The sequence below is a fragment of the Prevotella sp. CAG:592 genome (genome assembly GCF_000436015.1).
Lineage (GTDB): Bacteria > Bacteroidota > Bacteroidia > Bacteroidales > Bacteroidaceae > Prevotella > Prevotella pectinovora.
The window spans coordinates 1-18,295 of sequence record NZ_FR892572.1 but is presented as its reverse complement, the minus strand read 5'-3'; the positions used below and the strand labels follow the sequence as shown (position 1 = coordinate 18,295).

17 protein-coding genes are annotated in these 18,295 nt (G+C 51.6%); 6 read left to right on the top strand and 11 right to left on the bottom strand.

Features of this window, described 5'->3' with window-relative positions:
- Window position 1 precedes the first annotated feature (1 nt).
- The 5 genes from tsf to QVO99_RS05610 form a co-directional block, all read right to left on the bottom strand.
- Window positions 2-994 carry a translation elongation factor Ts gene (tsf, locus tag QVO99_RS05630; RefSeq protein ID WP_022316628.1) on the bottom strand — a complete coding sequence of 331 codons (993 nt, stop codon included), beginning with the start codon at window positions 992-994 and terminating at the stop codon, window positions 2-4.
- Window positions 995-1,104: 110 nt separating this feature from the next.
- Window positions 1,105-1,926: a 30S ribosomal protein S2 gene (gene rpsB / locus QVO99_RS05625; RefSeq protein WP_022316627.1), complete on the bottom strand. Its 822-nt coding sequence runs from the start codon at window positions 1,924-1,926 to the stop codon at window positions 1,105-1,107.
- A gap of 126 nt (window positions 1,927-2,052) precedes the next feature.
- Window positions 2,053-2,439: a 30S ribosomal protein S9 gene (rpsI, locus tag QVO99_RS05620; RefSeq protein ID WP_022316626.1), complete on the bottom strand. Its 387-nt coding sequence runs from the start codon at window positions 2,437-2,439 to the stop codon at window positions 2,053-2,055.
- An 11-nt stretch (window positions 2,440-2,450) separates the two neighbouring features.
- Window positions 2,451-2,912, bottom strand: a complete 462-nt coding sequence (gene rplM, locus QVO99_RS05615) for a 50S ribosomal protein L13 (RefSeq protein WP_022316625.1) — start codon at window positions 2,910-2,912, stop codon at window positions 2,451-2,453.
- Between the two features lie 385 nt (window positions 2,913-3,297).
- A complete protein-coding gene (locus QVO99_RS05610; protein ID WP_022316623.1) occupies window positions 3,298-3,855 on the bottom strand; it encodes a serine acetyltransferase in 558 nt (185 codons plus the stop codon).
- Between the two features lie 253 nt (window positions 3,856-4,108).
- On the opposite strand from QVO99_RS05610, the gene ftcD reads away from it, so the two are divergent.
- The 5 genes from ftcD (at window position 4,109) to QVO99_RS05585 (ending at window position 12,110) form a co-directional block, all read left to right on the top strand.
- Entirely contained in the window at window positions 4,109-5,821 is a 1,713-nt protein-coding gene (gene ftcD, locus QVO99_RS05605; protein WP_022316622.1) for a glutamate formimidoyltransferase, read from the top strand.
- A 91-nt stretch (window positions 5,822-5,912) separates the two neighbouring features.
- Entirely contained in the window at window positions 5,913-7,928 is a 2,016-nt protein-coding gene (locus tag QVO99_RS05600; protein WP_022316621.1) for a urocanate hydratase, read from the top strand.
- A 120-nt stretch (window positions 7,929-8,048) separates the two neighbouring features.
- The gene (gene hutH / locus QVO99_RS05595; protein WP_022316620.1) at window positions 8,049-9,524 is read left to right on the top strand and encodes a histidine ammonia-lyase; all 1,476 of its coding nucleotides are present in this window, start codon (window positions 8,049-8,051) and stop codon (window positions 9,522-9,524) included.
- A gap of 25 nt (window positions 9,525-9,549) precedes the next feature.
- Window positions 9,550-10,785: an imidazolonepropionase gene (gene hutI / locus QVO99_RS05590; protein ID WP_022316619.1), complete on the top strand. Its 1,236-nt coding sequence runs from the start codon at window positions 9,550-9,552 to the stop codon at window positions 10,783-10,785.
- A 230-nt stretch (window positions 10,786-11,015) separates the two neighbouring features.
- Window positions 11,016-12,110 (top strand): glycosyltransferase family 4 protein, encoded by a 1,095-nt coding sequence (locus tag QVO99_RS05585; protein ID WP_022316618.1) that lies wholly within the window; start codon window positions 11,016-11,018, stop codon window positions 12,108-12,110.
- 12 nt (window positions 12,111-12,122) lie between these two features.
- On the opposite strand, the gene QVO99_RS05580 is transcribed toward QVO99_RS05585, so the two are convergent.
- The 3 genes from QVO99_RS05580 to QVO99_RS05570 form a co-directional block, all read right to left on the bottom strand.
- A complete protein-coding gene (locus tag QVO99_RS05580; RefSeq protein ID WP_022316617.1) occupies window positions 12,123-13,157 on the bottom strand; it encodes an NAD-dependent epimerase/dehydratase family protein in 1,035 nt (344 codons plus the stop codon).
- 11 nt (window positions 13,158-13,168) lie between these two features.
- On the bottom strand, window positions 13,169-13,885 hold the full coding sequence (locus QVO99_RS05575) for an IspD/TarI family cytidylyltransferase (protein WP_022316616.1): 717 nt from the start codon (window positions 13,883-13,885) through the stop codon (window positions 13,169-13,171).
- Window positions 13,886-13,979: 94 nt separating this feature from the next.
- The gene (locus QVO99_RS05570; RefSeq protein WP_022316615.1) at window positions 13,980-14,852 is read right to left on the bottom strand and encodes a LicD family protein; all 873 of its coding nucleotides are present in this window, start codon (window positions 14,850-14,852) and stop codon (window positions 13,980-13,982) included.
- Window positions 14,853-15,007: 155 nt separating this feature from the next.
- Here QVO99_RS05570 and QVO99_RS05565 point away from each other — a divergent pair, with 155 nt between their 5' ends.
- Window positions 15,008-16,450 carry a lipopolysaccharide biosynthesis protein gene (locus tag QVO99_RS05565; protein ID WP_022316614.1) on the top strand — a complete coding sequence of 481 codons (1,443 nt, stop codon included), beginning with the start codon at window positions 15,008-15,010 and terminating at the stop codon, window positions 16,448-16,450.
- A 201-nt stretch (window positions 16,451-16,651) separates the two neighbouring features.
- Here the strand turns inward: QVO99_RS05565 and QVO99_RS05560 are convergent, their stop codons facing one another.
- From QVO99_RS05560 to QVO99_RS05550, 3 genes are all read right to left on the bottom strand, one after another.
- Window positions 16,652-17,098, bottom strand: a complete 447-nt coding sequence (locus QVO99_RS05560; RefSeq protein ID WP_022316613.1) for a hypothetical protein — start codon at window positions 17,096-17,098, stop codon at window positions 16,652-16,654.
- 118 nt (window positions 17,099-17,216) lie between these two features.
- Entirely contained in the window at window positions 17,217-17,561 is a 345-nt protein-coding gene (locus QVO99_RS05555) for a hypothetical protein (protein ID WP_022316612.1), read from the bottom strand.
- A 14-nt stretch (window positions 17,562-17,575) separates the two neighbouring features.
- Window positions 17,576-18,121, bottom strand: a complete 546-nt coding sequence (locus tag QVO99_RS05550) for an RNA polymerase sigma factor (protein ID WP_022316611.1) — start codon at window positions 18,119-18,121, stop codon at window positions 17,576-17,578.
- Between the last annotated feature and the right edge of the window lie 174 nt (window positions 18,122-18,295).

Here is an 18,295-nt window from a genome sequence, read left to right as displayed (position 1 = left end):
ATTAGTCAGCGCTCAGAGAGAAGCGCTTGTAGTCAACTACTGTGAGGTCCTTGTCGGCAGCCTTCAGGTAGTCAGCAACAGAGAGCTTGCTGTCCTGGATGAACTCCTGGTTGAGCAGACAGTTCTCCTTGTAGATGCGGTTGATACGACCCTTCACGATGTTCTCGATCATCTGAGCAGGGAGGTTTGCAGCCTTCTCTGCAGATACAGTAGCGATGATCTCCTTAGCCTTGGCAACATCCTCAGCTGTGATCCATCCCTTGCCCATATTAGACTCCATGTGCTCCTCAGAGTCAACGTGTGCAGGGTTGATGCCAGCCTTCTTCAGGGCAGCGTCAACAGCCTTCTGTACCAGCTCCTGCTTTGTCTTCTCAGCAGCAACCTTCTTCTCCTCCTCGATGAACTCCTGAGAAACAGAAGCCTCGTCAAGGAACATAGGCTTCATGGCAGCCACCTGCATTGCTATAGCGTGAGCCTGCTCCTCAGCTGCCTTGTTGGTCTGAACCATTGTGCAGAGAGTGTGCTTGCCCATGTGGTCGTATGTAGAAATGTTCTCACCCTCGATGAAGTTGTAGCCGTCGAGCTCCATCTTCTCGCCGGTGATACCAGAGCGAGCGACAACAGCGTCGAGAACCTTTGTTCCGTCAGCCAATGTCAGTTCCTTAACCTCGTCGAGGCTCTTAGCCTTTGCAGCTACAGCAGCGTCGAGGATATCCTGTGTCAGTTTGATATAGTCAGCTCCGTTAGCCACGAAGTCAGTCTCACACTTCAATGCTACGATAGCGCCGAAGTTGTCAGCGTATTTAACGAGAACACAACCGTTAGAAGTCTCGCGGTCAGAACGCTTAGCAGCGATAGCCTGTCCCTTCTCACGGATAATCTCTACTGCCTTGTCGAAATTGCCCTCTGTTTCAGTGAGAGCCTTCTTGCAATCAGAAAGACCGGCGCCAGTCATCTTGCGCAGCTTCTGAATATCAGCTATTGATACAGCCATAGTCTTAAATATTGAATTAGGTTTTGGATTAATATTGAAAAAGGAACATTGAATTAAGTATTCTGTAAGTCATTAATTCAACGTTCCTAATCTCTTTATACTGTCATTGATTAAGCCTCTGCTGGTGCCTCCTCTGCGGCAGCCTCTGCAGGTGCGTCCTTGCGTGCAGCCTTACGTGCGCGCTTTGGCTTGTCCTCAGCTGTCTCAGCCTGCTCCTTTGCAGCCTTCTCGTCAGCCTTCTCTACCTTGCGCTCCTCAAGACCCTCGTTGATAGCCTCGCAGCATGCAGACAGGATAACGTCGATGCTGTCCTTTGCGTCGTCATTGGCTGGGATCATGAAGTCTACGTCCTTAGGGTTAGAGTTAGTATCCACGATAGCGAATACAGGAATACCAAGACGCTTAGCTTCCTTAACGGCGATGGCCTCTTTCATAACATCAACAACGAAGAGTGCAGATGGCAGACGGGTCAGGTCGGCGATAGAACCGAGGTTCTTCTCCAGCTTGGCGCGCTGACGTGTGATCTGCAGGATCTCACGCTTAGAGAGGTTAGAGTATGTTCCGTCGTTCATCAGCTTATCGATGTTAGCCATCTTCTTCACAGCCTTGCGGATTGTTGGGAAGTTGGTGAGCATACCACCTGGCCAGCGCTCGATAACGTATGGCATGTTTACAGAAGCTGCCTTGTCAGCAACAACGTCCTTAGCCTGTTTTTTAGTAGCAACGAACAGAATCTTCTTGCCTGACTTTGCGATCTGCTTAAGAGCCTCTGCAGCCTCGTCGATCTTGGCTGCGGTCTTATACAGGTCGATGATATGAATACCGTTACGCTCCATGAAGATATAAGGAGCCATTGCAGGATTCCACTTGCGTGTGAGGTGACCGAAATGACATCCGGCCTTCAGAAGCATATCAAAATTTGTTCTTGACATTTCTTTTTCTTTTTAAAATTGTTTGTTTACTTTCTTTTTTATTCTTTTGTTAGAATCAGCCGGCGAGTAATCGCAATTCGAGTCTTGCCGGTTTAGATGCTAAACATTGTCCAGCTATCCAGAGGATTAACGCTTGCTGAACTGGAAACGACGACGAGCCTTTGGCTGACCTGGCTTCTTACGCTCAACGGCACGAGAGTCGCGAGTCATGAATCCGTGATCCTTCAAAGTCTTCTTGTCCTCAGCGTTCACCTTAACGAGTGCGCGTGCGATAGCGAGGCGGAGAGCCTGGCTCTGGCCTGTGAAGCCACCACCGTCGAGGTTAGCCTTGATGTCATACTTCTCAACAGCGTCGAGAGCCATCAGAGGCTGCTTTACAACATACTGTACGATTGCTGATGGGAAATACTCAGTAATATCTTTCTTGTTAATGGTTATCTTGCCGGTACCCTCGCTCATGTAAACACGTGCAACAGCACTCTTGCGGCGACCAATTGCGTTAATTACTTCCATTATCGTGTGAATTATTTATACTGGTTAATATCGATTGCTTTAGGTTTCTGAGCCTCGTGGTTGTGCTCTGTTCCCTCATATACATAAAGGTTGTCCATGATGTGGCGTCCGAGAGGACCCTTTGGAAGCATACCCTTCACAGCATGACGGATAATCTTGTCAACACCGCCCTTGCGAGTGCGAAGCTCGGCTGGAGTGTTGAAGCGTTGTCCGCCTGGATAGCCAGTATAACGTGTGTAGACCTTGTCGGTCTCCTTCTTGCCAGTGAAATATGCCTTGCTGGCGTTGATGATGATTACGTTGTCTCCGCAATCTACGTGAGGAGTGAAGTTTGGCTTGTACTTACCGCGCAACAATTTTGCTACCTTAGAGCAAAGACGACCTACTACCTGGTCTGTGGCGTCGATAACAACCCACTCTTTGTTGACTGTTTCCTTGTTTGCGGAAATAGTCTTGTAACTTAAAGTGTTCATTCTGATGTTTTAATTTTACTACTAAAAAACGTTTTTTTTATTACTTTCTTCACGCTTTTCATATTCCGTCTGTCCTATTTATAATATAAGGTTAGAGGTTTATGAAAACCGTTTGAACGTCGATTCACTAACCGTCGCACTCGGCCAAAAGTACAACTATTAACACTACGTTCGTGGGGTTCTAAGTCTTTCCCCGTTTAATAATCGGATTGCAAAGGTATGAATTTTTCCTTTATATTTATAATACAAGACTCGTTAGAATTTTATTTTTATGAATATTTAACTGTAATTTGCAGGAATGCCATATTGCAGGATTGTCTGTATGGCAGTATGGCATTTGAGGTGAATTGGGTTGAGATTTCTACTGACTGATGACGGTTAGCGTTTAACCCCGCCGTTTGGGGATAATCCTTGCCGGGTTTCCCACTGCCGTGCAGTTGTCCGGCACATCGGTGAACACCACCGCTCCGGCACCTATCGTCACGTTGTTGCCAATCCTCACGCCTCCGAACACCGTGGCGCCGGTATATATTTCCACATCGTCGCCAAGCGTGGGGCGACCGCCTTTGCCATTACCCAGCGTCACCATCTGCAGGCAATAGAACCGTTCGCCTATCCCCTCGGCATTCAGATACGTGGCATAGGCATGCTCCAGATGCGCTCCCTTGCCGATGCTCGGACACCAGATGTTCAGAGTCCTCTCTCCAGGCAGCATCCAGCGTATGGGAGCCGAAAGGTATTCCCCGATGCGATAGTAGAATAGATTCCTGAACGTGCGCTCCCTGGTACACGCCTTGATGAAGTTCAAGACCCCAGCCCGGCGGTCCTGCACCTGGGTCAGGTCGGCATCGATATCCTTCCGGTGGAGCAGATAAATGGCTATGTGCGGCAGCATCCTCAGTGTGGATGCCGACAATATTATGGTTTGAGTGACGGGATTCATATTCCTACATTAATTTATGTATTACCTGTATTATTTAGATGATGCGCCTATTGTTACATCAAGATGCTTAATTTTCGTTTTCTTTCTGCAAATCTAATGAAGAGTTATGAAAGAAGGATAAATATATCCAACTTTTTTTGATTTATCCTTACAACATTAAATTTTTTTATGTAGATTTGCAACATCTATTGAAAAACATCCGCAAGGAAAGTAATTTGACTAACAAAATAACGATACTATAAAAAACATAGCAATGGCAAAGAAAAAGCAGATTGTTGAGTGCGTGCCCAATTTCAGCGAGGGTCGCGACATGAACGTTATCAAGCAGATAACCAGTGAGATTGAGAAGACATCGGGAGTAAAGCTCCTCGACGTGGATCCGGGCGAAGCCACCAACCGTACGGTTGTAACCTTCGTAGGAGAGCCGGAGGCCGTTGTAGACGCAGCTTTCCGTGCTGTGGCAAAGGCAGGCGAACTCATCGATATGCGCAAGCATCACGGAGCACACCCACGTATCGGTGCTACCGATGTGTTGCCAATCGTACCTGTAAGCGGCATCACACTCGAAGAATGCGCCGAACTGGCACAGAAACTCGCTGAGCGCATCGCCGACGAACTGCAGATTCCTACATATTGCTATGAGGCAGCAGCCCGCACACCAAAGCGCCGCAACCTTGCCGTTGTGCGCAGAGGTGAGTATGAGGGTATCGCTGAGCGCATTATGGACGAGAACGAGAAGCCAGACTTCGGTGCAAGGCCATACGACGAGAAGGTGGCACGCACCGGTTGCACGGTAGTGGGAGCCCGCGACTTCCTCATCGCCGTGAACTTCAACCTCAACTCCACTTCTACACGCCGCGCCAACGCCATTGCGTTCGACGTGAGAGAGAAGGGCCGCCCGGTTCGTGAGGGCAATCCTATCACCGGAAAGAAAAAGCTCGACGAGAACGGAAAGGTCGTGATGCAGCCGGGTACGCTCAAGGGAACAAAGGCAATCGGATGGTTCATCGACGAATACGGCATCGCCCAGGTGTCAATGAACATCACCAATATCAACGAGACACCGCTGCACAAAGCCTTCGACGAGGTGTGCCGCTGTGCCCAGAACCGCGGACTGCGCGTTACCGGAACGGAGATCGTAGGACTCATCCCAGAGTGTGCGCTCCTCGACGCCGGCAAGTATTTCCTCGCCAAGCAGCAGCGCTCGGCAGGTATTCCTAAGGAAGACATACTGAAGATTGCCATCAAGTCAATGGGACTCGAAGACCTGCGTCCGTTCAACCCCGAGGAGAAGGTTATCGAATATCTGCTCGCAGCAGGCGAGAAGGGCGGCAACAAGCTCGTAGACCTCACGGTGAAGGGATTTGCCGAGGAGACAAGCCGCGAGAGCCCGGCTCCTGGAGGCGGTTCCGTGTCTGCATATATGGGAGCACTGGGAGCTTCGCTCGCCACTATGGTGGCAAACCTCTCAAGCCACAAACCGGGATGGGACGAGCGTTGGAGCGAGTTCGCCCAATGGGCGGAGCGCGGCATGGAGCTGCAGGAAGAGCTTCTGCATCTCGTTGACGAAGACACCGAGGCGTTCAACCGCATCATGGCTGCCTTCGGAATGCCTAAGAACACCGATGAGGAGAAACAGTTGCGCACTGATGCCATACAGGCAGCAACGCTCTTCGCCACGGAGGTGCCGCTGGAGACCATGAAGACATCATACAAGGTATTTGAGGTATGCCGCCAGATGGTGACCACAGGAAATCCTAACAGCGTGTCGGATGCAGGAGTGGGTGCGCTCGCAGCAAGAGCTGCCGTAATCGGAGCAGGCATGAACGTGAAGATCAACGCAGCATCGCTGAAAGACCGTGAGAAGGCAGAAGCGCTCATCGCCGAGGCCGACGCTCTCGTGGAGAAGGCAAATGCTGAGGAGAAGGAAATCACGCAGACTGTCGAAGAGATGATAAGAAAATAAAATGACGAAAGGTGAGGGTGAAGAAATTACGTTTTTCTCCCTCACCTTTTTCGGTCATATATCATATAAAAATGTCTAAATCGAAGTAACTATGACAAAAGAACAATTCCAAGAGGAGATACGCATCGGAATCCCCGACACTCTGCCGGAACCGAAGGCATACGATAAAGAGATAAACCATGCGCCCAAGCGCAAGGAGATTCTCACCGACGAAGAGAAGAAACTCGCCCTGCGCAATGCGTTGCGCTATTTCCCGAAACATCTTCACGCGAAACTCGCACCTGAGTTCCTCGAAGAACTTCACGAATACGGTAGAATATACATGTATCGCTACCGTCCTGACTACGAGATGTATGCCCGTTCGATAAGCGACTATCCACACCGCTCTGAGCAGGCAGCCGCCATCATGCTGATGATTCAGAACAACCTTGACCCGGCAGTGGCACAGCATCCTCACGAACTGATAACATACGGAGGCAATGGTGCCGTGTTCCAGAACTGGGCACAGTATCGACTCGTGATGAAATACCTCAGCGAGATGACAGACGAGCAGACGCTCGTGATGTATTCCGGGCATCCGCTCGGTCTCTTCCCGTCTCACAAGAATGCGCCACGTGTAGTGGTGACAAACGGTATGGTGATTCCGAACTACTCCAAGCCAGACGACTGGGAGCGCATGAACGCACTCGGAGTGAGCCAGTATGGACAGATGACCGCCGGATCATATATGTATATCGGTCCGCAGGGAATCGTACACGGCACTACCATCACCGTGCTCAACGCTGCCCGCAAGCAGATGAAGAAACCTGGCGGTCCTACTGACATCCACGGAATGCTCTTCGTATCCTCTGGTCTCGGAGGCATGTCGGGAGCTCAGCCAAAGGCAGGCAACATTGCCGGAGTGGTGAGCATCGTTGCTGAAATCAATCCGCTGGCTGCCGAGAAACGCCATGCACAGGGATGGGTAGACGAGCTGCACTACAGTCTCGACGAACTGATTCCTGCCGTTCGCAAGGCGATGGAAGAGAAACGCACGGTGAGCATGGCTTATGTGGGCAACGTCGTTGACCTGTGGGAACGCCTCGCTGACGAGAATATGCATGTGGATCTGGGTTCCGACCAGACATCGCTCCACAACCCATGGGCAGGCGGCTACTATCCGGTAGGCGTATCGCTTGAGGAGTCGAAACGGCTGATGGCAGAGGAACCGGAAAAATTCCGCGACCTCGTGCAGGAGTCGCTGCGCCGTCAGGTGGCAGCCATCAACAAGCTCACCGCAAAGGGCATGTACTTCTTCGACTACGGCAATGCCTTCCTGCTGCAGGCCAAGCGTGCCGGAGCCGATATCGTGATGCCCGACGGAAAGTTCCGCTATCCGTCTTACGTGCAGGACATAATGGGACCGATGTTCTTCGATTATGGTTTCGGACCTTTCCGCTGGGTTTGTACATCCGGCGATCCGAAAGACCTCGCCACAACAGACCGCATCGCTGCCGAAGTGATGGAGCAGATCAAGGCAGAGGCGCCAGAGGAGATACAGGGCCAGATGGACGACAATATCCACTGGATCAAGGAGGCCGGTAAGAACCACCTCGTTGTGGGTTCCCAGGCACGTATTCTCTATGCCGACTGCGAGGGACGCACCAAGATAGCCCTCGCCTTCAACGAGGCGATAAAGAAGGGCGAGATTTCAAAGCCTGTAGTGTTGGGCAGAGACCATCACGACGTGTCGGGTACCGACTCTCCATTCCGTGAGACAAGCAATATCTATGACGGTTCGCAGTTCTGTGCCGACATGGCGGTACAGAATGTCATCGGCGACTCATTCCGCGGTGCTACATGGGTGTCTATCCACAACGGCGGCGGAGTAGGCTGGGGAGAGGTCATCAACGGTGGCTTCGGTATGGTGATCAACGGTGATGCCGACTCAGACCGTCATATTCGCGAGATGCTCCTGTGGGATGTGAACAACGGTATCGCCCGCCGAAGTTGGGCACGCAACTCTGGTTCGATGACGAGCATCGAGCGCGAGATGCTGCGCACTCCAGGTCTGCAGGTTACGATGCCGAGCATCGTTGACGACGAGATAATCAATAACATTTTATAATACACAATATAGTCGGAAAGTCCTGAGTGAACTCTGTTAGCCTCAACGGAGGCGTATTATATTCATAGGTCTTTTGGGTCCTCAGGGCTTTTCCGATTTTTTAATTAATCGTACACTACTATGATACACAAAATTTCAGCAGAACATCTTACGATTGAGCGTATCGGCGAAATCATTGAGAAAGGTTACAAACTCGAACTTAGCGACGACGCACGTCGGCGCATAATCAAATGTAGAGAATACCTCGACAGGAAGATTGCCGAGACCACAGCTCCCGTTTATGGAGTGACCACAGGATTCGGTTCTCTTTGTAACGTATCCGTTGGCGCCGACCAACTGGCACAGCTGCAGATCAACCTCATGATGTCGCATGCCTGCGGTGTCGGCGACCGTGTGCCAAACGAAATCGTGAAGATTATGCTGCTGCTCAAGATACAGTCGCTGAGCTACGGATATTCAGGTTCGAAGCTCGACACCGTGGAGCGCCTCGTCGACTTCTTCAACAACGACATCTATCCTATAGTATATATGCAGGGCTCGCTCGGAGCTTCCGGCGACCTCGTGCCGCTGGCACACCTCACATTGCCTCTCGTCGGACTCGGCGAAGTGGAATATAAAGGCAAGGTGATGACAGGTGCTGAAGTACTGAAGGAGATGAACTGGCAGCCTATACAGTTGGGTTCTAAAGAGGGTCTCGCTCTGCTCAACGGTACTCAGAACATGAGTGCTTTCGCCGTTTGGTCTCTGCTTCAGAGCGAGCGGTTGAGCGACTGGGCAGACAGGATTGCCGCAATGTCTCTCGACGCTTACTACGGACTGCTCTCTCCATTCACCAAGGCCGTTCATGTGGTGCGTCCTCACAAGGGACAGCTCGACACCGCAGCAAGAATGCTCGAACTGCTTCAGGGCAGCGAGATAGCAGCCAGACCGAAACCTTATGTCCAGGACCCATACTCTTTCAGATGCATCCCACAGGTGCATGGAGCTGCCAAGGACACACTCGCATACGTGAAGTCTGTTATCGACACCGAGATAAACTCAGCAACCGACAATCCTACCGTTTGTCCAGATGAAGACCTCATCATCTCTGCCGGCAACTTCCATGGCGAGCCTATAGCATTGCCAATGGACTTCCTCGCTATCGGAATGAGCGAGCTCGCCAATATCTCCGAGCGCAGAACATACAAACTCGTGTCAGGCACAAGAGACCTGCCAAGCTTCCTCGTTGCCACACCTGGCGTGAACAGCGGATTCATGATCACCCAGTATACCGCCGCTTCAGTAGTAAGCTTGAACAAGAGCCTCTGCACACCGGCGTCTGTAGACAGCATACCTTCAAGCCAGGGACAGGAAGACCATGTGAGCATGGGAGCCAACGCTGCCATCAAGCTCTATAAGGTGGTGCTCAATGTGGAGCGCGTGCTCGCCATCGAGCTTTTCAATGCGGCACAGGCATTGGAGTTCCGTCGTCCGTTGAAGTCTTCTCCTGCAGTGGAGAAACTGTTCGAGGACTATCGCAAGGTGGTTCCGTTCATCGTGAACGACGAGGTGATGTATCCCCACATACAGCATTCTATAGAGTTTCTTAGAAAATAATCCATACCACATATCCGACTGACAGATGAGAGTATTGATAGAAAACATCGGGATTCTCGCTGGCATCGATTCTCATGGCAAGCAGAGGCTCTGTGGCAAAGAGATGCAGAGCCTCGGCATATTGAATGACGCATGGCTCCTCGTTGAGGACGGGCGCTTTGCGGCATGGGGCACGAGAGCTGAGATGCCGGCAGAGGGAATAGCAGCCGATGAGCATGTGGATGCCGGAGGAGGTGCTGTGTTGCCATCATGGTGCGACTCGCATACCCATATCGTTTTTGCCGGAAGCCGTGAGGCGGAATTCGTTGACAAGATCCGCGGTCTCAGCTATGCCGAGATTGCCAAGCGCGGAGGCGGTATCCTCAATTCCGCCGACTTGCTGCATACGCTTTCTGAAGACGAGCTTTACCGGCAGGCCATGGTGCGCATGGAAGAAGTGATGCGCAAGGGAACCGGCTGTGTGGAGATAAAGAGCGGCTACGGACTCAACACCGCCGACGAGCTGAAGATGCTCCACGTGATAAAGAGAATAAAGGAGAATTCACCGCTGCGCGTGAAGTCCACCTTCCTCGGCGCCCATGCTGTGGGCAGGGGAATGACGCAGCCTGACTATGTTGACCTGGTGGTCAACGAGATGATACCGGAGGTGGGCAAGGAGAAACTTGCCGATTTCGTTGACGTGTTCTGCGATGAAGGATTCTTCACTCCTGCAGAGACGGCACGCATCCTGGAGGCTGCCGACAAATGGGGTATGAAACCGAAGATTCATGCCGATGAACTGGCATCGTCGGGTGGAGTAGAAGTGGGTGTGGCCCATGGCGCACTCTCTGTAGACCATCTCGAAAGCATGACAGTGGAGGAGATAGAGATTCTCAGAGACACCGTTACCATGCCTACCGTGCTGCCAGGCACATCGTTCTTCCTCAACCTGCCTTATGGCAAGGCGCGCCAGATGGTAGACGCCGGACTCCCGGTTGCCGTGGCGAGTGATTATAACCCCGGTTCCACACCGTCGGGCGACATGAAGTTCGTGGTGTCGTTGGCATGCATCAAGTTGAGGCTCCTGCCTGAGGAAGCTATCAATGCCGCAACGCTCAACGGTGCTTGCGCCATGGGCGAAAGCCAGCAGTATGGTTCCATTGCCAAGGGCAAGGTGGCGAACTTCTTCATCACCCGTCCTATACCGTCGGTCAGCTTCGTGCCATACGCCTACACCACACCTATCGTAGAGCGTGTGTTCCTGGGCGGAAAAGAGTGTTGATGACTTCTCAATAGTAATACCTTTTCATGTAGCGCTGCCTTTGCATATTGTTGCGGGCAGCGCTTTAGTTTTTTTCTTTAGTGACGGTGAAAAAATAACTTACCAATATTTTCACATGCCTTCATTGATTAGTGGGAAAAATGCCGTACTTTTGCAATATGTTATAGTATGGCGTATGTAATCAGGCATGCCCTGGCATATATGCATAACTAAAGAAAAAGGGAAATATCATGAAAAGAGTATTCCATATAATATCCAAATTCGACCTTGGCGGTGCGGAACGGGTTGCCGCCAACATCGCCAAGTCAGGAAACGACGACTTTGAATATCATGTGGTGGAGGTGTTGCGTGGCGATTCCTCATTCACCCATGGGTTCCTCGATGAACTGCAGTCTGCCGGCGTTACCTGTCACCGGTCTGTCATGCCCGCTTTCCATTTTCATTTCATCGCCGAACGTATCGCCGCCATGCTCTTTCCCTTTCGCTTTCTGCTGCTCTGGCTCAGATACAGACCCGATGTGGTGCATGCCCATACCGAAGTGCCGGATATGTGCGTGTGGGCAATCTCGCGCGTCTTTCCATGGATACTGCGTCGCGTAAAGCTCGTGCGCACCATCCATAACACCTGTCTCTGGACCGGACTGAAACGGTTTGGCAGAAAGGTGGAGCGCTTCTATCAGCGCCATGATGCCAATGTCGCTATCTCGCAGTCGGTGCTCGATTGCTATACGAGGGAATACGGCAGTCGGCCGCCGATAATATACAATGGTGTGCCGGAGGTGGAACAAAAAGCGTATGACGGGTTGAAAGCCGGAAAGACGAACATCCTCTTTGCCGGACGGTTTGATGACCAGAAGGGCATCGTGCATCTCGTTGCCGTGATAAAAGGTCTGCAGGATATGCCGCAGTATCATTTCCATGTCATCGGCGGCGGCAGACTACAGGAAATGGTGGACAGAGAGCTCGGCGGACTGCCAAACGTCACCGTCCGTCCGCCCCTGTATGGCATCTCCGGCTATCTCGCCTCCTTTGATTATATGTTTATGCCTTCCGAATTCGAAGGCCTTCCGCTGATGTCGGTAGAAGCGGCGTTTGCCGGTCTGCCGGTGGTATGCAGCGACTGCAAGGGACTCAATGAGACCGTCCCCAAAGACTGGCCTCTCGTGGCCCACGACAACAGCCACGAACAGTATTTCCATATCTTCCGCAGCGTTATCCCCAATGCCGACCGCACGATGCTGTCGCAGCAAGCCCGCCAGTTCGTTGCAGTCCGCTTCGGCGTGGAACAGATGCAGCGGAAATATGAGAAGCTTTATCTTGGGTAGTCGTTGAGGCATTTAATTTGCCTTCTCCATTTCCTCCCGTATCGTGGTCTGCAGCTTCTGCTGCCAGTCGCCGGCAAGGGGTTTCCATCCCAGCGCCTCCAGCTTGTCGGTGGCAAACACGGCATAGGAAATCTTCGTGAAAACCTTCTTCTCGGCATCTTCAGGGATGGCGAACACCACCTTCCTGCCAGCCTGGTGAGCCAGCGTCTCTGCCATCTCCCTGATGGAGAACACCGATGATGTGTCGGCGATGTTGTAGGCATTTCCCCGTTCGCCATTCAGTAGCACGTATAGCATCGCCAGGGCACAGTCAGCCACATAACACCACGACCGCATCTGACTGCCGTCGCTCTTCATCACTATGTCCTCACCGCGCAGCACGTTGCGGATGAACTGACAGAATACACGGTTGTCGCTGCCTGTGAAATGCGGACCGTAGGTGTGCGACGGTCTCACTATCACCGCATCCACGCCATACTCCTCGGCATACGCCACACAGAGAGTCTCTGCCGCACGCTTCGACGACGGGTAACAAGCCCTCGGCGTGGCACAGTCCACATATCCGCTGTCTGTCTCGGTAAACGCCTTTTCGCCGGTGCCCTGTCCGTAGATTTCGCCCGACGAGACATAAAGGAATCTCTCCATGCCGTGGTTCCTGCCGTAGTCTATCAGATTGGCGGTGCCATAAACATTAGACTTTATTATCTCCACCGGACTCTTGGCGAAGAACACCGGACTGGCGTTGCTCGCGGCGTGGATGATATAGTGGAACACAGCGTCACCGGCAAGCGGTTCGCTGACATCGAATTTTATGAAGTGGAACCGCTCGTCGTGCCAGTAGCGGGCAAAGCGTGCATGCGCCCTCTTCTCGTCGCGTCCGGCGGCAAATACATGGTATGAGCGCTCCCGGTGAGCCATCAGTATTTCAACAAGACACCCCCCGATGAGGCCCGTGGCCCCCGTCACGAGAATGTTCCTGTCTTCCAGCTTCTCCCAGGGCAGCGCAGCGGCAGCGGCGTTGATAATGTCCTTTCTGTATTCTGTCATGATAGATGTCGTTATTTCAGCCAAGACTCCTTGTGCACATGCATGAGAGCCTTCAGAATTTCCAGATCCTCCACAGTCGTCACCTTGATGTTCTTCTCCGATCCCGGCACGATATGCATCTCCCTGCCGCCCAGTTCCGCCATCAGCGTACAAGAAGCCACGGAGTTGGTGATGCCCTTCTCCTTAGCCTCCTCATGGGCAGCCACGAGGTTCTTCAGTCTGAAAGTCTGTGGCGTCTGCGTGCGTATCAGCTTGTCGCGCGGAATGCTGGTGCGTGTACTGAATCCGTCCTCGCTCTCAAGTATCGCCTCGCGGCATTTTATTCCCGTTATGGCATATCCGTATTTCTTGCATGTGGCGATGTTGGATGATATGATGTCCTGCGACAGCAGAGGTCTCACGGCATCGTGGACCAACACGAGGTCATCATCATTCACACCGTTCTCCTTCAGTCCATACACACCGTTGCGTATCGAATGCTGTCCGTTGTCTCCGCCCATGAAAATCCATTTCAGCTTAGTCACCGAGAACTGGTTGGCATACGACTGCAATACCGTCTGCCATCCGTCGAGACACACCACGGCGATGCCGTCGATGTCGGGATGACGCTGGAAGGCGAGCAGCGTGTGGATGATTATCGGACAGTTGTCCACGTGCATGAATTGCTTTGGGATGTCTTGTCCCATTCTGTTGCCGGAACCACCGGCTATTATGAGTGCATAGTTCATAGTATCTGTATTTATTCTTGTCTTTATTGTTATGGAATTTTTGTCTCGAAGAGGATTTTTGTCTCGAAGAGGATTGTTGTCTCGATGAGATCGTTTATCCCAGCTTTTTCTTTACTTCCTCTATCGGTTCTCTGGCGTTCATGTTCAGATAAGCCCTGTTGTGCTTCTCTATCCGCTGTTCCACAGGCGGCAGCTGCATGTAGTCGCCGAAGAAATGCCGCAGATATTCGTCGTATCTCTCGGGCAGCAACACTGTGGTGTCTTCAAAGGGGAACGTCTTTCCCTTGCCGAGCCATTCCTTGGGGAACACCTCGCGGTAGCCGTAAGACCCGGTATACACCTGCACGTTCTTCGCCTTCTCATAGTCGTAGAGATGGCTCATCCCGTCCATCTGTCGTATCAGTCTGCGGCGGATCGCCGACCGGCAGAAGAATGCCAGAGTCTTTATGGCGAAGCGTCCCCACGTTTTTGTGCTTGTCAGCAGCTGCATGTATTCGCCGAAGGTGTTGCGTGTGGATATGGCATTGAGACGGTTGATGATCTTCGTGTATCTGTCTTTCAGCCTGTGCGCCTTGTCTATGTCATCGTCGGTGGCGTCGAGGGGGAAGATGTCCACGAACAGACCGATGACACACGGGCGCTCGCGCTCCTCCACGAGAGTCGTCGTCTTGTCAGACAACTTTGAGAAATACAGAGGGTACGCCTCATTGTCGTAGGGCGTCACAAGTTCATACTTCCCGAAATCCTCCTTCTTGGCTATCTCCAGCAGACGGTCGTAGTCGGGGCGCGGCATTATCACGTCGATGTCGTCGTCCCAAGGGATGATGCCATGATGTCTCACCGCACCGATTGCCGTTCCTGCACAGCAGTAGAAGGTAAGTCCGTGATCCTCGCAGATGCGTGTCAACGCCTTCAGAATATCCAGAATCTTGGCGTTCCACTCTTTTTTTATATCTTTTATGTCCATACCATTTACAAAGGTAGTTAAAAAAAAGCGAAAGAGACAAGGAAAGAAAACATTTAGTTGTATTTTTGCATAATCTTAAGACCGCCACATGCGAAACCCCGTGCAGACTTTAGTGGCGGTCGCATTATGAAACAACGAAAAGAAACAGCGAAACGATGACGGAATCATTGAAGGAGAAGACAGCCAAGGGGCTCTTTTGGGGAGCGGTGAACAGTGGTACGATACAGATGCTTAACCTCGTGTTCGGCATCGTGCTTGCCAAGCAGCTCTCGCCTGGCGACTACGGCGTGGTGGGCGTGCTCACCATCTTCACTCTCATTGCCGGCAATCTGCAGAGCAGCGGTTTCACCCAGGGGCTCACGAATATCAAAAATCCAACGGCAAACGACTACAATGCCGTGTTCTGGTTCAATATCATCGCCAGTGCCATCCTCTACGTTATCCTCTTCTTCTCGGCGCCCCTCATCGCCTGGTATTTCCATTCGCCGGTGCTCACCAAGCTGTCGCGCTTCGTGTTTCTCGCCTTCTTCCTGTCGTCGTTCGGCATCGCCCACCACGCCTATATGTTCAAGAACATCATGGCAAAGGAGCGCACCATGACAGGACTCATCGCCCTCTCCCTCTCAGGCATCTGCGGAGTGGTGATGGCATGCAATGGCATGGCATACTGGAGCCTCGCATGGCAGTCGGTGCTCTTCGTCTTCATACAGAACATCTGCCGCTACTACTACACCTTCCGCAAATGGCACCCCACATTCCATATCGACTTCAGTCCGATAAGGCGGATGTTCTCGTTCAGCGTCAAGATTCTCATCACCTCTATCGTAAACACCATCAACGGCAATGTACTCACCTTCATCATCGGACATAAGTTCCCGATGGCGGCAGTGGGAAACTTCACCCAGGCAAATAAATGGAACACCATGGCATACAGCACGATATCCGGCACCATAGACCAGGTGGCACAGCCCGTGCTGGCGCAGATTGCCGACGACAGCGAGAGGGAGAAACGGGTGTTCCGCAAGCTGATGCGCTTCACGGCGTTCCTGTCTTTCCCTGCCATGTTCGGACTGTCGCTCGTCTCCAATGAGTTCATATTGCTCACGATAGGGGAGAAATGGACCGACTGCATTCCGTTGCTCCAGGTGCTGTGTGTGGGTGGTGCCTTCTTCTCGTTCAACACCATGTACCAGCAGCTCGCCATCAGTGGCGGACGGTCAGACATATACATGTGGTGCAACATCGCACAGATTGTGATGCAGATATTGCTGATACTGCTCACTTGCAGCTATGGCATATATGTCATGGTGGTGGCATACACCATCTTCACCGTGTTGTGGCTTGCCGTGTGGCAGTGGCAGGCGCATCGCCTTATCGGCATCCGCATCGCTGAAGTATTTGCCGACACCATGCCGTTCATGCTTTCGGCAGCAGCGGTGATGGCGGTGACCCATTTCGCCACACGCTGTATTCCTAACCTTGCCCTCCTCCTTCTCTCCCGCATCATCATCGCCTCGCTTCTCTATCTCGCCATAATGAAGATAGCAAAGGTGGAGATTCTCAACGAGTGTCTGCGGTTTGTAAGGAAGAAGAAATAAGCTCCCCGACGAAGTCCGCACAAGTTCTGATGACCGATGAAAAAAAACGAGAGGCTGACATCCTCACGGATGCCAACCTCCAGAAAAAAACCAACACTTATTCTATATAAAATCGCTTGTTCTTATTGCTTTATTTTAACCCGAAGACGGTCATTAGGCCGTTCACCCCCAAACGGTCATTAGGCCGTTGTAAACTTGCTGTCATCTCCTTTTGCCGTGGTTGGCCCTGCGGCGCTCGCTCAGTCTCTTCATCATCTTGCGCTCCTTCTCATACATCTGCTCTATCTGCTTCTGAGTGAGGAATTTGCTGAACTCCTGATAGTATTTGTTCCTGATGTCGAGCACCTTCTGGCTTCTCTCGAAGCGCTTGCGCATTTTCTCGGCAGCCTGCTCTTCAGTCTCGCTGTTGCGGCAGTTCTTCTTGCGGCACTTGGGTGCGGTCTGCCATAACTCCTTCTTGTAGTTCTCGTATGTCTCCACAAAGCGGTCGTAGGTCTTGCCCGTGAGGTTCAGGTCGGCAGCGATGTGCTTGGCCTGCGTTTCCGCCATCTGCTCTCTCGACATACGCTGCTTTGCATTCTGCGCCTGTGTGCCGAAGGCTGTGAACACCAGCATCAGCGTCAGGATTATCGTTCTTGTTGTCTTCATATTTTTTTCCTTTCTTTTAGATTTTGAAGTTCCTTCTTGTCATTTGTCGAATCGTCTGCCGGCAACATTCGTGGACATCCGGAACTTCGGTTTGTTATTTTTTATGTTATAGCGCTATCTATAGGTTTGAATTATATGTGTCCGACAGAAATACGTCGTTGTCGTAGGCGTCGATCATGAACTGTTGGTCATCGTAGCTCAGATTGTCGAACGCCTGGTCCAGATCAGAATATACATTCATGTTTCTGGGCTGTAGTGCGCTGTGGCATACTATGAAGAGTGTTGCCACTGCTGCCGCTGCCACCATGCTGCGGAACAGATTGTAGATGCGGCACTTGCCTCTTGAGGCGGTCTTCGCCTCTAAGCTCTCCATCACCCTGTTTTCCATATCCGCAAGGAATCCTTCCGGCATGACGTAGGGCATTCTCTTTCCTACGGTCTTGAAATCAAAGTTCTTTTCCATATCTCAAATTCCTTTTAGAGTTCTTGTTGCATATATCTTTTTATCTTTTCCTTAGCCAGATGGTAGTTCACTCTCGCCGTCGTGGCAGTAGTCTCCGCCACTTGGGCTATCTGGTCGTAGTCCATCTCGTCGTAGTATCTCAGGTTGAATGCCAGCTGCTGCTTGCGTGGCAGCGAGAGTATCGCCTTTTGCAGCCTTACGGCTTCGAGGTCGGAGAAGTCAACGTAGCTGTCGGCAGTCATATCTGCCATGGCATCCTGTTCGCCGAGCGCTTCGCTCATCAGTGTTGTCTTCTTGTTCCGTTCCAACAATGTCAGTGCCTGACGCGTGGCGATGCGGTATATCCATGCCGTCAGGGCATCCTTGTTGTCGAGTCTGTCGATGGAACGGTATGCTTTGATAAACGTCTCCTGTTCGACGTCCTGTGCATCATCATGACTCACCACCAGACGGCGGATGTGCCAGTATAGCGGCTCACTGAATTTCGCCATCAGCAGTCGGAACCCCTTTTCCTTGTCTTGGGCTATGGTCCTCGTTATTTCGTTGTTGTCGATATTCATTTTGCCTTGTTGCCTGTAGTGATGTTTTGTTGTTATAAACTGTATGATGCTTGTCTGCCGTATTGTTTGTCGGCTTTCTGTTTATAGGACGGACAACCTTGTGGAATGTTTAATAAGAAATTGTAATTAAACCGTTTTTTTATCCTTTTTTTTGCCGAATATGCCTAAGAAACC